The organism is Geodermatophilus sp. SYSU D01036 (genome assembly GCF_054050435.1).
In genome coordinates, this window is record NZ_JBJGZJ010000003.1 from 159029 (window position 1) to 172970 (window position 13942).

Consider the following 13942-nt stretch of genomic DNA (forward strand, 5'->3'; position numbering starts at 1 on the left):
GCGTCCTGTCTGGAGGGGCGGGAGGGGTCAGGCGGCGAAGCGGAGGATGGCGGCCCGGATCTGGGCCCGGTCCATCGGGTCGGTGGACAGGGCGCTGTGCAGCACCAGCCCCTCGACCAGGGCGTCGAGCTCGCGGGCGGTGACCGGGTCGAAGTGGCGCTCCAGGCTCGCCCGGCTGCGCTGCATCCAGTCCTGGGTGACCGCGCGCAGCGCCGGCCGGCGGGCGGCGGCGACGTAGAGCTCGACGGCGAGCACCAGGTCCCGGCCGGAGCCCAGGAGGTCGCCGGTGAGGTGCTCGACCAGCGCGTCCAGGGCCGCGGCCCGGTCGGGCGCGGCGCGCATCCGCGCGTCGAGCCGGGTCGCCACCTCCTCGACGTGCCGGGTGAACGCCGCGGCGTGCAGCTCGTCCAGGCTCGCGAAGTGGTACGTCGTCGACCCCAGCGGCACGTCGGCGGCGCGGGCGATGGCCCGGTGCGTGGCGCCGGTGACGCCGGCGTCGGCGATGACGTCCAGCGCCGTGGCCACCAGCCGGTCGCGGCGGCCGGGATCGTGCCGCCGCGGCCGCCGGGCGGGGGCGGTCACCCCCGGTCCAGCTCGCGGACCACCCGGGCCGGGTTGCCGACGGCGACCACGCCGGCCGGCAGGTCGCGCGTCACCACCGAGCCGGCGCCGACGACGGTGTCGGCACCGATGGTCACGCCGGGCAGCACGACCACCCCGCCGCCGAGCCACACGTTGTCCCCGACGGTGATCGGCTCCGCGGCCTCCCACTTGTCCCGCCGCGGCCCGGGCTCGACCGGGTGGGTGGGGGTGAGCAGCTGGACGTTCGGGCCGATCTGCACGTCGTCGCCGATGGTGATCGCCGCGACGTCGAGGGCGACCAGCCCGAAGTTGGCGAAGCAGCGGGCCCCGACGCGGAGGTTGCTGCCGTAGTCGACGTACAGCGGCGGGCGGATCTCGGTGCCCTCACCGACCGCGCCGAGCAGCCGCCCGAGCAGCTCGCGGCGCAGTGACCGCTGGCGGGCCGAGGTGGCGTTGTAGACCGCCACCAGGTCGAGCGCCGCGGCGTTGGCCTCGGCGAGCTCCGGGTCGTCCGCGACGTAGAGGTCGCCGGCGAGCATCCGCTCGCGCATGGTGCGGGTGTCGTCCGGGGCGGGCGGCGAGGTCATGCGGACGAGCGTACACATCCATGCGGACACCCGTACGCATCGAACGGGCGGCGCACCGATGACTCCGGCCCGCCGCGGCGGTCCACCCGTCGACCCCACTCTCCCCGGGAGGCCCGAGATGACCAGCACCGCCCCCGCGCTCGAGACGCGCACCCTCGAGGTGCCCGGCGCCGTCCTCACCTACGACGTCCGTCCCGGTCCGGCCGGCGCGCCGGTGCTGCTGCTCGTCGGCTCGCCCATGGGCGCGGCCGGGTTCGGCACGCTGGCCGGGTACTTCGCCGACCGGACGGTGGTCACCTACGACCCACGCGGCTCCGAGCGCAGCCGGCGCACCGACGGCGCCGCCACGAGCACGCCCGAGGAGCACGCCGACGACCTGTCGCGCGTCGTCGCCGCGGTCGGCGGCGGCCCGGTCGACGTCTTCGCCAGCAGCGGCGGGGCGGTGAACGCGCTCACCCTCGTCGCCCGCCACCCGGAGCAGGTGCGCACGCTCGTCGCGCACGAGCCGCCGTCGGTGCCCTACCTGCCCGACGCCGCGGAGGCCTCGGTCGCCACCCACGCCGTCGGGGAGGCCTACCGGCGGTCCGGCTTCGGCGCCGGCATGGCGGCCTTCATCCGGCTGGTCGCCCACCGCGGCCCGGTGACGCCCGAGCTCACCGGTCCCGCACCCGACCCCGCCCTGTTCGGCCTGCCCACCGGGGACGACGGCTCGCGCGACGACGTCCTGCTCGGCCAGAACCTGATCACCTGCACCCACCACGAGCACGACGTCGCCGCGCTGCGGGCCGCGCCCACCCGGGTCGTGGTCGCCGTCGGCGCCGGGTCCGAGGGGGAGATCGCGCACCGCGGCGGCCTGGGCGTGGCCGCGGCGCTGGGGACCGAGCCGGTCGTCTTCCCCAGCGGGCACGCCGGCTTCCTCGGCGGCGAGTACGGCGAGACCGGGGAACCCGAGGCGTTCGCGGCCCGGCTGCGCGCGGTGCTCGACGGGGCGGCCTGAGGGCCTTGTCCCGCCCCGGCGGCAGCGGGAGGCTGGACCCGCCAGGACGAGCAGCGAACAGGGCCAGCCACCGCCGGGAGGTCGCCGTGGAAGCGCGCGTGGGGGACAGGATCGTCGTCCGCTCGACCCACCAGGGGGAGCCGGACCGCACGGGACGGGTGCTCGAGGTCCGCGGGCAGGGCGGGGCGCCGCCGTACGTCGTCCAGTGGGACGCCGACGGGCACACCGGCGTCTTCTACCCGGCGGGCACCTGCACGGTCATCCCCGAGCCGGCCGGGACCTGACCCGGGGGCCGTCCCCTGGGGGACGGCCCCCGGGTCAGCGGTGGGGGTGCATCCGGCGTGCCCCTCCGGTCCGACGGCGCCGGACCGCGTCCGCTTCTGCGGCCTCGCGCCCCTGCCGGGGCGGGTACGGGCGCGTCGTCCGGTGACCGTTATCCCCAACTGTTACCGAGACCGGGCGGACAGTGCTACACCGCACGCCGAGGCGGGCCCCGGCCTCTTGTGCACACCCCGACGCCCCGGCCGGGCGGCCGCGGTGGGAGCCGCCCCGTTCCGGGCGCGCGGAGGCCCCGCCGCGGGTGCGGCGGGGGCCGCTGCGCGCGGTGCGGGTCAGCCCTGCGGGGTCCCCGGCGCGCCGGCGTCCGGGGTGCCGTCGGGCCCCTCGGCGAGCAGCAGGTACAGCGCCCGGCGGGCCTCGGCGAGGACGCCGGCCGCGGCGGTGAGCTGCGCCTCGCTGCCGGTGCGCACCACCTGCCGGACCGCGCCGTGCAGCTGCTCGAGCAGGCCGCGCAGGTCGGCGGCGGGTGCGCCCTCGGGGCCGCCGGCGAACGGGTCGTTCCCCGTGCCGCGCAGCTCCTCCACCGCGCTGCGGCCGGCGTCGGTGAGCGTGGCGAGCTTGCGGCCCGCGTCGGCGGTCACCGTCACCAGGCCCTCGTCCTCGAGCTGGCTGAGGGTCGGGTAGATCGCGCCGGGGCTGGGTGTCCAGCGGCCGCCGCTGCGCTCGGCGATCGCCTGCATGAGCTGGTAGCCGTGCATGGGCTGCTCGGCCAGCAGTAGCAGGACGGCGGCGCGGACGTCGCCGCGCGGGGCCCGCCCGCGGCCGCCGCGGCGCCGCCACCCCGCCGCGGGGTCGAAACCGGGACCGGGACCGGGACCGAAGCCCGGGCCGAAGCCGGGACCGAAGCCGGGACCGAACCCGGGGCCGGACCGGGCGCCGGGCCCGCCCGGACCGCCGAAGCCGAAACCGAAGGGGCCGGCGCCCCCGGCGCCGGGCCCGCCCGGGCCGAACCCGTGCGGCCGGTGGCCGTGCGAGTGGTGTCCGTGGCCGCGACCCCCGGGCCGCCACCCCTCGAAGCGTGGGTCGTGGGTCATGACTGCCTCCTGACGTATCGGATGACAGTAACGATATATCGCGATAGGACGTCCGTCTAGGGCGGGAACGAGTCCGCGGCGATCGCCTGGACGGCCGCCTCGCCGAGCGCGTCGACCTCGGCGGCGAGCACGCGCAGGGGGACGGGCTCCCCGGAGCGGAGCAGGCCGCTGAGCCGGCCGGCCACCCGGCCGATCCGCCCGGCCGGCTCGAGGCCGGGCTCGGCGGGAGCCGGCGGGACGAGCGACCAGGGCTGGTCGATCTCCGCGCTGAGCGCCGGCAGCCGGCGCAGGAGGGCCGCGCTCTCGGCGGCCAGCCGCCACCAGGTGCCCGGCCGCAGCTCCGGGGGCCCGGACTCCCCGGCGGCCGCCCAGCGCAGCAGGCGCACCACCTCGCTCCAGACCACGTCGGAGACGACGTCGCCGACCGGCCCGTCGCCGGGGGAGCGCCGGGCCAGCACGAGGGCGCGGGTCGCGGCGGGGTCGAACAGCCAGGGCGCGGTGTCGCGGTCCATGACGGCACGCTGCCCCCGCACCCTCCGAGGGGCCTGGACCCGGCCTGTGAGCTCCCTGGGTGCCTCAGCCGAGCGTGGCGCGCACCGCCGCGGCGGCGGAGTCGAGGGCGGCGCGGGCGCGCCCCCACGGCGTCCCGGCGGGGAAGTCGCCGAGCAGGACGACGACGGTGCCCGACGGCAGCACGCCGGCCGAGTGCAGCTGCCGCCGGCCGTCGACGCAGCACATCCAGCCCTGCTTGGCCGCCACGCCGGTGCCGCCGGCGAGCAGGCCGAACGCCTGGTCGAACCCGTCGGCCGCGGTCGGCGCGGTGTCCCGCATCCAGCCGAGCAGCGTGGCGGCCGGCCCGTCGCCGAGCGTGTCGGCCAGCCCGGCGAGCAGGGCGGCGACGTCGGCCGCGCTGAGCGTCGCCTCGCCCCACTGGCCCGCGACCCGCGGCGGCGCGGTGGCGGTCAGGCCGGCGTCGGCGGCGGTCGCGGTGACCAGGCCGGCGCCGTCGTAGCGGTCCCACAGGGTGCTCATCGCGCCGTCGTCGGAGGTCACGATCGCCCGCTCCATCAGCGCCAGGTCGCCCTCGGAGAGGTCGAGCGCGCCCGCCGCGTCCAGGGCCAGGAGCCGGCCGACGACGAGCAGCTTGACCAGCGACGCCGAGAGGCGGACGTCCCCGGCGGCGGGACCGGTGACCAGGGGCCGGCCGAAAGCGTCGAGCACCGCCACCGCGACCGTGCCGTCCGCCTCCTGCGCGGCCGCGTCGACGGCGGCCAGCACCGCGGCGCCGTCGACGACGGGCGGCGGCGGGACGGGGACGGCGGACTCCCCGGCGGCGCCCGTGCCGCGGATCTCGGCGGCCGTGCCCGGCTCCGGCGCGACCGAGGCGGCCCGCACCGTGTCCGGCCCGGCCGCACGGTCCTCGCCGTCCCGGGCCCAGAGCACCACCGCCAGCACGCCCGCCGCGCTCACCACCAGCACCGACGCGAGCACGACCGCGAGCGCGCCGAGGACCAGCCGCTCCAGCGGGCCCCGGCGCGGGCGCCCGGGCGAGGGGCGGACGGCGCGCACGGGCACAGGGTGGACCCGATCGGTTGCGCGTGGGGAACGTCCGTGTGTCCTCCGCCGGACAAGCCGGCGACCGCGGCGCTGGTCAGGCGGGCGCGGAGCACCTCGACGAGCTCGGCCAGGCCCGGCGGCGGGCTGTCGGCCCACCGGGCCGGCCGGACCTCGACCGGCGGCGCGTCGCGCAGCAGCCGGTGCTCCCGCCGCGCGCGTTCGGCGTGCTGTGCGGTGCGCACCCGGTGTGGGCGGTGCCGGCCGGCGCGGTGCTGCTCGGGCAGGCGCTCGAGCGGCACGAGTGGGCCGGGATCGGCGTCGTGGTGCTGGCCGACGCCGCGGCGGCGCTGCTGCAGACGCCACGCCCGGCGGGCGCCGACCGCGGCGAGGTCCACAGTCCCGCCACGGCCGCCTGACAGGTCCGCCACAGGAACGGCCCGCACGGTCGGGAGGACGGCCGGACCTGCCGGCCGCCCGAGCGAGGAGAACCCCGTGCGCAAGAAGATCGTGCTCGCCACCACGGCAGGCGTCCTGGCCGTCGGCGGCCTCGCCCTCGCCGCCCCGGCCATGGCCGACGACGACACGACTCCCGACACCTCCGCGACCTCGGCCGTGGACCGCATCCGCGACGCCCTCACCGGCCTGGTCGACGACGGGTCGATCACCGCCGAGCAGGCCGACGAGGTCGCCACCACGCTGGGCGAGGCGGGCCTGGGCGACCGCGGCCACGGCGCCCCCGGCCACGGCCTGGACCTGTCGGTGGCGGCCGGGACGCTCGGCCTGTCCGAGGCTGACCTGCGCACCGCGCTCGAGGCCGACGGCGCCAGCCTCGCCTCGGTCGCCGGGGACCGGGGCGTGGCGGTCGAGGACCTCGTCGCCGCGCTCGTGCAGGCCGCGCAGGACCGGCTCGACGACGCCGTCGCCGACGGCCGGCTCACCCGGGAGGAGGCCGACGAGCGCGCGGCCGACCTGGAGAGCCGCGTGACGGACCTGGTGGAGAGCCCCGGCGTCGACCTCGACGGCCCCCGCGGCGGCCACAGCGGCCACAGCGGTCCCGACGGCGAGGGCCCGGATGGTGAGGGCCCGGATGGTGAGGGCCCGGATGGCGAGGGCCCGGATGGCGAGGGCCCGGACGGCGGGGGCGGCTGACCGTCCCGGCACCCCGGGGGGGGGGGGGGGGGGGGGGGGGGGGGGGGGGGGGGGGGGGGGGGGGGGGGGGGGCGGGCGCGGGGGCGGGGGGGGGGGGGGGGGGGGCGGGGGGGAGGGGGGTGGGGTGGGGGGGGGGGGGGGGGGGGGGGGGGGGGGGGGGGCGGCCCACGTCGCCGATGACGAGCGTGGTGGCGCCGTCGGCCTGCAGGAACGCGTCGTACCAGTCGCCGCCGACGGCGGCCGCCTCGGCGGCGGGGAGATACCGGACGACGATCTCGGCGTGGTCCGGCTCGGGTGGCGCGGTGAGCATCGAGCGTTGCAGCTGCAGGGCCAGGTGCCGCTGGGCGCCGTAGAGGCGGGCGTTGTCGAGGGCCATCCCGAGACGCTCGGCGACGTCGCGGAGGGTGGCGACCTCCTCCGCGGTCGGGACGCGGCCGTCGGTGTAGAGCAGCGAGAGCAGGCCCAGGGTGTGGCCACGTCCACGCAGGGGCAGGGCCACCGCGGCGCTGGGCGCCAGCCGGGACAGCAGCCCGTGGGGCTCGCCGGCCGGGGTGGTGGCGAGGGCCTCCTCGCCGGACAGCAGGAGCGGCTCGCCGGTGCTGAGCGTCCGGCTCACCGCGGGGAGGCTGGTCAGCGCGGCCGCGCGGGACCGGGCGTAGTCCTGCAGCAGCTCCCGCGACGCCTCGTCGGCGTGCCAGGAGCTCACGCCCCGGGTGTGGCCGTGCTCGTCGAGGACGCTGACGATGCACGCGTCGGCCAGCGCGGGGACGACCATGCGGGGCACCTGGCCGGTGGCGACCTCGGCGTCCATCGACCCGGCCAGCTCGGTGCTGATGCGGGCCACGGTGAGCGTCCGCTCGGCGGCGCGGCGCAGCTCCTGCTGCGCGCGGACCCGCTCGGTGACCTCGATGAAGTAGACCGACAGGCCCTCCGCGGTCGGCCAGGCGCGCAGCTCGTACCAGCCGTCGAGCGGGGCGGGGTAGTAGGCGTCGAAGGACACCGGCCGGCGGGTCTCCACCGCGCGGCGGTAGCTCTCCTCGAACACCGAGCTCACGGCGGCGGGGAAGGCCTCCCAGATGTCCTCGCCGAGCAGGTCCTCGCGGCGGCGGCCCAGCAGCCGCTCGGCCTCGGCGTTGAGGTGGGTGAAGCGCCAGTCGGGGCTCAGCGAGTAGAAGCCGGCCGGCATGGCCTCGAGGACCTGGGTGACGCCGAGGGCCTCGCCGCGCTGGCCGGTGACGTCGTAGGCGGCGCCGAGCAGCCGGGTGGCGCCCCCGTCCGGGCCGCTCAGCGCGCGGCCCTGGGCGGAGATCCAGCGGACGACGCCGCCGGGCAGGGCGATGCGGTACAGCGCGCTGAACTCGCCGCACTCGTCGACGGCGGCCTGCAGCGCGGCCAGGACCTCGTCGCGGTCGTCCGGGTGCAGCCGGGCGCTGAAGCCCTCGATGCTGCGGTCGAAGCCCGCGCCGTCGTACCCGAACAGCGCCACGAGGCGCTCGTCCCAGTCGAGGACGCCGGTGGTCAGGTCCCAGTCGAAGGTGCCGATGCCGGCGGCCTGCATGGCCAGTTCACCGCGCAGGGCCGAGGCGATCTCGTCGATGTGCCGCTGCTCCGGAGCGCTGCCGAGCCGCCCGGTCCTGCCTGGGTCCCCCACTGCCGCCTTCCCGGTCGTGCACCCGCTGCACGGGCGATCCCGTCCCGGTGGTTGGAGACGCGGTCGCACCATGTGTACCTGCCTGATCGCGTTGCGCGCAACGCATCCGACCGGGTGGTCCCGGGGCAGCCGCACGGACCGTACTCGTGGTGTCGGGTGCTGCGCAGTCGAGTCACGGTCCGTAATCTCCAGGGGGCAACATGCCACCGCGGGGGCCGTGATCGGCTGGGGGAGACGTGGCGTGGTGGGGCTGGGTCCTCGTCGCCTGGGTCGTCGTGGCCATCGGCGCGGCGGTCCTCCTCGGTCGGATGGTGCACGTCGCCGATCGGCGGCAGGAGGACTCCGGTCCCCCTGCCCTGAGCGCCCTGGACGACCCGTGCCCCGAGGGGCGACGGCCGGGTGAGCAGGGGGCAGGACCTCCGCCGCTACTCCGCCGGTCACCCGACCGGGCGCGGCATGGGTCCCGGCGTCCCCGTTCCCGGTGGCGCTGAGGTCGCCGGACGTCGCACCAGCGAACTCCGGTGTCCCCGGTCCGCACCCCGCCACCACAACGCCGGGACCGCCCGCGTGCGGGCTGGACCCCGGCGGCGGAGGCGACTCCCGCCGCCGGACACGGTGGGACGTCGTCTGGTCGGCGCTCAGGCCGGGCGGAGCGCCCGCATCCAGCCGGCCGACGCGGTCGATCTGGAGAACGTCCAGGTCTGCCCGCCGACGGCACCGGCGGTGGGCCGGCTCTGTCCCGCCAGTTCCGTGACCTGGGCTCCGGTGCCCTCGAACGCCTCGTTCCACGCCGTGGGCGGCGTGACCGTTGACGACGAGCTGTCGAGCCCCACTCCACCGACCACCAGGGCCCCTGCCGTCGTGGTGGTGACCCCGGGGACGGTCAACGTCGCGGCGGAGTAGGTGTTGTCCGAGGCGACGGTGGCCGGGGTGTCGAAGGGCGTGCTGGTGTCGACCCCACGGAAGGCCGACATGCCGGCGTTCCACTTCTGCCCGCTGGACAGTTGCCAGGTGTAGGACGCCGGCTCGGCGGCCGCCCTCGTGACGACGTGGTAGTAGACGAAGACCCGTGCTCCGCCGCCCATCCCGAGGTAGGCCGACGGCAGGACGTTCGACCAACCGGCCGGCGCGCTGGTGACCGTCGGGGTGTTGTCCGCGGTGATCTGCGCGATGAGCACGTCACCGTCCGCCACGCCGGCCGGGACGTTGACGGTGATCCCGGTGGCCGCCGTGGTGCTGGTGGCCGTGGTGACCGCTCCCGTGGTGACGCCACCGGGCGGGGGCGGCGGTGGCGGCGCCGAGACGGTGATCGTGCGCGTGGCGGGTGCGCTCGTCCCGGCGGAGTTGGTCGCTCGCAGGGTGGCCGTGTACGTACCGGCGGCGGCGTAGGTGTGCGACGGGTTCTGCGTGGTCGCCGTGCCCCCGTCGCCGAAGTCCCACGCCCAGGACGTCGGCGAGCCGGTCGACGTGTCGGTGAACTGGACCGCGAGAGGCGCGACCCCGCTGGTCGGCGAGGCCGTGAACCCGGCCGTGGGTGCCGGGGCCGGCGGCGGCGTGGTCCCGCCCAGGGAGAGGTCGGCGTGCCAGTAGCGCTTGGTCGTGGTGTTGGCCGCGAGCACCACCAGACCCGTGGCCCCGTTGACGCTCTGCTTCGTGGTGGTGGGGTCGTTCAGGCTCTCCGACGCGGCCTCGCGGATGATCGGCGTCCCCCGGCCGGGAGGGAAGACCGGGTCGTCCATGGACGCCGTCTTCTCGTAGACGGTGCCCGGGTAGCCGGAATAGGGGCACCCGGCGCCGGTCGGGGCGGCGGCGATCACGTGGACCATCGAGTGCTCCTCGTCGAGCACCACCTGCGGCCGGGTGTGACAGTCGGCCAGGGTCCCGAAGGTGGTCGAGGTCCACGCACCCGTACCCGGCTTGAACACCAGCAGGAGGATCTGCGGGGTCGACGCGGGTGCCCCGGCCGCGGTGTCGGCGCCGGTCTTCACGGCCGCGAACACCCGGCCGGCCTGATCAGCCTGGACCGCCTTGATGTTCACGTGGTCGTCGGCCTGGCGGTTGCCCCTGATCGCCGGCGATCCGCGCCAGTCGGTGACCGCGGCGCCGTCGTTGTGGACCGCCCAGTAGACCGTGTCGTCGACCTGGTTGCTCCACAGGACCCCGACCTTGTTCCGGCCGAAGGCGACCACCGCGGAGAGGTCGTCCGGTGCCGGGTTGGCCCCAGCCGTCGGCATCACGAACGGCGTTCCCCAGGAGTTGTCGCTCCCGTTCGTCGCGTTGACGTACACCCCGCTGGTGAAGCCCGCCGTGGAGTTGCCGCTGACCTGGGTCCACGTCGCCCAGACCCGCCCGGTGGAGTCCTTGTCGATCGTCATCGACTCACTCGAGTTGCCGGTGATCGTGGCGGGGAACCCGGGGTCGAGGGTGAAGGTCTTGCGGGCGCTGTCGTAGCTGTAGCGCATCAGCCGTGCCGGGCTGTTGGGGTCCGACGGCTTCGGTGTGGTGTCACTCGAGACCGTGACCACGTGGGAGGCGATGTAGAGACGGGAACCGTCCCACAGGGTGTCCGACAGCGTGTTCGGCCGGTCGTCGACCAGGACGCCGGTGTTGACCCAGGTCTGGGTCGCCCGGTCGAGGCGGAAGATGCGCCAGGTCCGCGATCCGGTGTCGAACATGGCGGCCCACCAGATGCCGTCGACGTGCCACAACTTGCTCTGTGGCTTGTCCGACGTCGGGGAGTTGATCGAGCCGTTGAACGCCGGGCCCTGGTACCCGATGTCGCCTTCGGCCGCTGTGGCGGTCCCTGCGCCGGCCACGAGCCCGAGACAGGTCGTCAGGGCCAGCAGGACGGCCGCGATCGCCTTCTGGATGCCGCGCATGGGACCCCCGCTCCCGCCGGAGGCTGGGAGCACCCCGTGCGACCCGGAAGGTAGGGGACGTCATCGGCGTCGCCAATACTCTTTCCGCCGGAATTGCATGATCAGTCAAAAAGAACACGCTGCGTGATTCCGTGGAGCATTCATCGGGAAGCCGGGGTCGGGAGTTCCGACTCAGCGTGACCGTGGCCGGACCATCCGTCATGCGCCGGCCGGTCGGGGGTGGTCCGGTGCCGTCGGGCGCAGCGTCGGACGCCGGCTCGTCCACCTCCGCATGGACGGCGCAGGAGGCGCCGCCGCCGTCGCCGTCCGTCTAGCGTGAGCCTCGCCGCCGGCGCAGGCGGGGATGCGCGACGTCGAGGAGAGCCAGGATGACCACGGGGCTGGGCGACACATGGCCGACCACCTCTGCGACTGCGCTCGACGAGGCGGTGCTCGCAGCCCTGTCCGCCCTCGACGAAGCCGGGGTGACCTTCGCCCTGCTCCGGGGAGGAGACGAGCCCGCCAGCGGTGGCGACGTCGACGTCCTCGTGGCGGAGACCGACCTCGCCACGACGGAGGGCCACCTGCGTGCTGCCGGCTGGCTGCGGGTCCCCGCCGCCGGGCACGGTTCACACCGTTTCCACGTCCGCTACGACGCGGGAACCCGCAGGTGGTCCGAACTCGACCTCGTCACCCGCATCGACCTCGGCTCGCTGCAGGGCTATCGGACCGATCTCGCCGCGGCCTGTCTGGCCCGCCGGGGGTACCGGGACGGCCTGCCCGTCCTGGATCCGGACGACGCCTTCTGGCTGCTGTTCGCCCAGCAGGCCTGGAAGCCGGCGACCCCGTACCGGCAGCGCCGGCTGGTACAGGCCGCACGGCGGGCGTCTGCCCGGGGCCCGGTCGCCGATCTCGTCGCCTGGCTGCTCCCCGGCGGCGCCGCCGCCCTCGAGCCTGCGCTCGTGGCCGCCCGCGCCGGCGATGCAGGGCGGGTGGCCGCGCTCCAGCGGCGGCTGCGTGCCCGCTGGCGTCGGGCCGACGGCGGTCGTGTCGTCGTGCGGCAGGTCGCCAACTGGGTCCTGCAGCGTGCCCGGTTCGCGCAGGAGCGCGGGTCCTCCCTCGCGTTCCTCGGGCTCGACGGGGCCGGCAAGTCCACCGTCGTGGCCTGCCTGCGGGACGAGGTCCGCTGGCCGACGGTGTCGCTCTACATGGGGGTGTGGCGGGAATCCGCCCTCGACCGCCTCGTGCGGCCGATCGTCGGGGCGCAGCTCCTCCTGCGGCTCGGCCGGTTGGGCCGGACCGCTCTGGTGACCCGGTACCACCGTGCCCTCGGCAGGATCGTCCTGCTCGACAGGTACATCGTGGACGCCACGCTGCCCTCGCCCGACCTGGACTGGAAGGGGCGGGTGAGCGCGGCGCTCGTGCTCCGCACCGCGCCGGCCCCTGACCGGATGGTCTTCCTCGACGCGCCCGCCGAGGTGGTCTTCGCCCGCAAGGGCGAGATCGGCATCGAGGAGCTCGACCAGCGGCGCGCGCACTACCAGGAGCTGCAGGCGCGCTCTCCGCAGTGGGTCACCGTGGACTGCGACCGGCCCCTCGAGCAGGTCCTGGCCGACGTCCACGCGATCGTGTGGGACGAGCTGGTGCGGACGAGGGCCCTTCCGGACTCGTAGCCGTCACGGCAGCAGCCGGTCGAAGCGCGCGAGCGCGTGCTGCCACAGCGCGAAGTCGCGATCCGGCTCGAACGCGTCCGCGAGGAACCTCCTGGTGGCGGCGTCCTCGGACGTCCCGGTGGGCCGCAGCCGCGTGAGCAGGCTCGCCGAGGACCGCGCGAAGGTCGCGAGGACCAGTGGCGCCAGCAGGGCCTCGTCGAGGCCGACGGTGGCGGCGTAGCGCCGCAGCCAGGGTCCGGCCCAGGCGCCGGGACCGGTGAAGGCCTCGTCGAAGGCGCGTCGCTGGCCGGGCCGCTCGAAGGTCGCCCGCAGCGACTCGGCGACGTACTGCAGGAGGAACACCAGGTCGTGTCCCGGCATCCCGTGGACCTCCGCCCTCTCCCAGTCGACCGCACCGAGCCGGCCGTCGCGGGTGCGGACCAGGTTGGGGTGGCCGAGGTCGCCGTGCTCGAAGACCAGCGGCATGTCGCACCCGCGCAGGGGCTCGAGCCGCGTGATGGTGTCGGCCACGAGGTCGGGGACCGGATCGAGCCCGACCGAGGCCGCGACGTCGCCGAGCGGACGTGCGACGAGCCGGTCGAACCAGGCCGGGTCCTGCCGCGTGCTCCCCGTCGTCGGCAGCGTGGAGACGAGACCCAGTGCCGCCTCGAGCAGGCCGTCCGGATCGGCGCGGACCGCCTCCGGTCCCGCGGCAGTCCCCTGCACGGCGGTCTCGAGCAAGAACGGACGGCTCCCGGCCGACAGCGCCAGCACCTGCGGCGCCTGGCCGGACAGGGCGTCGGTGCGGGCGGCCAGCCCCCGCAGGACCGCACCCTCGTGCTCGATGCCGCTGGTGTCAGTGGGACGGCGGGGCGTCTTGGCCACCCCCAGCATCGAGCGGGTGCTGCGGTCGAAGTACAGGCAGATGACGTGCCGGGAAGCCTCGAACCAGGGGGTGATCAGCAGCCGTGACGGCGGGGACGAGCTCCCCGTGAGTTCCCGCTCGGCGGTGTACGGGAGGGGAGCGCCGCGGTCGTCCGGCGGCACGGTCGTCGTCGGGTGGGTCCCGGGCCGGGCGACGACGGTGAGGTCCCGCGCGATGCGCTCCGCCAACCCCGCCTTGTTGAGGGCTCGTGCGACGAGCGACTTGGCCAGGCCGAAGCGGACCCCGTGGTGCCGTTTGAGCATCTCGTCGATCGCCGGCGAGTCGTCGGTGGCGACGAGGTAGGAGCAGCGGGTGCGGTCGGGTGCGTGCCAGTGGGTCCGTTCGACCTCCAGCCCGAGCTCCCGTAGCCGACGGCGAGCCGTCCTGAGCGAACCGGTGCCACCGGGCAGCCGCGACGCCACGCCGCCTCTGCTCAACCGGACCAGGACCCGGCCCCCGGGACCCAGTGCGGAGCCGAGCGGTGCGCGCGGCGAGAGCCCGTCGTTCCCGGTCGGGACGACGAGCACGTCGAGGTCGGTGGACCCGTCCCCGGGCCCCGCCACGACGTCGACACCGAGCTCCTCGAGGACTCGCCGCTCGTCGTCGGGCAC

General features: G+C 76.2%; 12 protein-coding genes. 4 read left to right on the forward strand and 8 right to left on the reverse strand.

Features of this window, described 5'->3' with window-relative positions:
- Nucleotides 1–27 precede the first annotated feature (27 nt).
- Together ACI8AR_RS05300 and ACI8AR_RS05305 are read right to left on the reverse strand one after the other, a co-directional pair.
- Nucleotides 28–582, reverse strand: coding sequence for a TetR/AcrR family transcriptional regulator (locus ACI8AR_RS05300; protein WP_457050044.1), 555 nt, complete (start codon nucleotides 580–582; stop codon nucleotides 28–30).
- On the reverse strand, nucleotides 579–1169 hold the full coding sequence (locus ACI8AR_RS05305) for a sugar O-acetyltransferase (RefSeq protein ID WP_457050045.1): 591 nt from the start codon (nucleotides 1167–1169) through the stop codon (nucleotides 579–581). Before ACI8AR_RS05305 ends, ACI8AR_RS05300 begins: the two co-directional genes overlap by 4 nt.
- Before the next feature lie 118 nt (nucleotides 1170–1287).
- Here ACI8AR_RS05305 and ACI8AR_RS05310 point away from each other — a divergent pair, with 118 nt between their 5' ends.
- A complete protein-coding gene (locus ACI8AR_RS05310) occupies nucleotides 1288–2166 on the forward strand; it encodes an alpha/beta fold hydrolase (protein WP_457050046.1) in 879 nt (292 codons plus the stop codon).
- Nucleotides 2167–2252: 86 nt separating this feature from the next.
- The gene (locus ACI8AR_RS05315; RefSeq protein ID WP_457050047.1) at nucleotides 2253–2450 is read left to right on the forward strand and encodes a DUF1918 domain-containing protein; all 198 of its coding nucleotides are present in this window, start codon (nucleotides 2253–2255) and stop codon (nucleotides 2448–2450) included.
- 327 nt (nucleotides 2451–2777) lie between these two features.
- On the opposite strand, the gene ACI8AR_RS05320 is transcribed toward ACI8AR_RS05315, so the two are convergent.
- The 3 genes from ACI8AR_RS05320 to ACI8AR_RS05330 form a co-directional block, all read right to left on the reverse strand.
- A complete protein-coding gene (locus ACI8AR_RS05320) occupies nucleotides 2778–3539 on the reverse strand; it encodes a PadR family transcriptional regulator (RefSeq protein ID WP_457050048.1) in 762 nt (253 codons plus the stop codon).
- A gap of 56 nt (nucleotides 3540–3595) precedes the next feature.
- Nucleotides 3596–4051 (reverse strand): hypothetical protein, encoded by a 456-nt coding sequence (locus ACI8AR_RS05325; RefSeq protein WP_457050049.1) that lies wholly within the window; start codon nucleotides 4049–4051, stop codon nucleotides 3596–3598.
- Nucleotides 4052–4115: 64 nt separating this feature from the next.
- The gene (locus ACI8AR_RS05330; protein ID WP_457050050.1) at nucleotides 4116–5108 is read right to left on the reverse strand and encodes a serine hydrolase; all 993 of its coding nucleotides are present in this window, start codon (nucleotides 5106–5108) and stop codon (nucleotides 4116–4118) included.
- A gap of 44 nt (nucleotides 5109–5152) precedes the next feature.
- Here ACI8AR_RS05330 and ACI8AR_RS05335 point away from each other — a divergent pair, with 44 nt between their 5' ends.
- Complete coding sequence (locus ACI8AR_RS05335) at nucleotides 5153–5512, forward strand: hypothetical protein (protein WP_457050051.1); 360 nt, start codon at nucleotides 5153–5155, stop codon at nucleotides 5510–5512.
- 518 nt (nucleotides 5513–6030) lie between these two features.
- On the opposite strand, the gene ACI8AR_RS05340 is transcribed toward ACI8AR_RS05335, so the two are convergent.
- Together ACI8AR_RS05340 and ACI8AR_RS05345 are read right to left on the reverse strand one after the other, a co-directional pair.
- The gene (locus ACI8AR_RS05340) at nucleotides 6031–7896 is read right to left on the reverse strand and encodes a PAS domain-containing protein (RefSeq protein WP_457050052.1); all 1866 of its coding nucleotides are present in this window, start codon (nucleotides 7894–7896) and stop codon (nucleotides 6031–6033) included.
- A 638-nt stretch (nucleotides 7897–8534) separates the two neighbouring features.
- Nucleotides 8535–10775 carry a PKD domain-containing protein gene (locus ACI8AR_RS05345; protein WP_457050053.1) on the reverse strand — a complete coding sequence of 747 codons (2241 nt, stop codon included), beginning with the start codon at nucleotides 10773–10775 and terminating at the stop codon, nucleotides 8535–8537.
- A 368-nt stretch (nucleotides 10776–11143) separates the two neighbouring features.
- Between ACI8AR_RS05345 and ACI8AR_RS05350 the strand changes: the two genes are divergently transcribed.
- Complete coding sequence (locus tag ACI8AR_RS05350) at nucleotides 11144–12427, forward strand: hypothetical protein (RefSeq protein ID WP_457050054.1); 1284 nt, start codon at nucleotides 11144–11146, stop codon at nucleotides 12425–12427.
- A gap of 3 nt (nucleotides 12428–12430) precedes the next feature.
- Here ACI8AR_RS05350 and ACI8AR_RS05355 read toward each other — a convergent pair whose 3' ends face one another.
- A complete protein-coding gene (locus tag ACI8AR_RS05355; RefSeq protein ID WP_457050055.1) occupies nucleotides 12431–13942 on the reverse strand; it encodes an aminoglycoside phosphotransferase family protein in 1512 nt (503 codons plus the stop codon).